General features: G+C 72.3%; 1 pseudogene. It reads left to right on the top strand.

Going from position 1 to position 357, the window contains the following annotated elements:
• Nucleotides 1–357 (top strand): annotated as a pseudogene (locus tag ACLBYB_RS32860) (IS3 family transposase); the annotation flags it as partial.

Genomic DNA, 357 nt, shown 5'->3' with positions numbered 1-357 from the left:
GGCATCTCGCCCAGCCTGCTGTTCTCGTGGAAGCGGCGCATGCTGGAGGGCGGCCATCAGGCCGTGCACGCCGACGAGGAGGTCGTCGGAACCAGCCGGGTTCGCGGGCTGGAGCGGCGCGTGCGCGACCTCGAACGCCTGCTCGGGCGCAAGACCATGGAGGTCGAGATCCTGAAGGAGGCGCTCGACCTCGCCCGCACAAAAAAACCGACCTCGCCGCTCAGCTCCTGGAGCGGTACGACGGGCGGTTCGCGGTGAAGGCGGTCGCCGACACGCTCGGCGTGGCCCGCTCCCACCTGGCCGAGCGCCTGAGCCGCCCCGCCCAGCCGCGCGGCCCCTACCGCAAGCCCGAGGATG

This window comes from Methylobacterium sp. D54C (assembly GCF_053345595.1).
The sequence above is the reverse complement of the archived record's forward strand: the minus strand, read 5'-3'. Positions and strand labels throughout refer to the sequence as shown.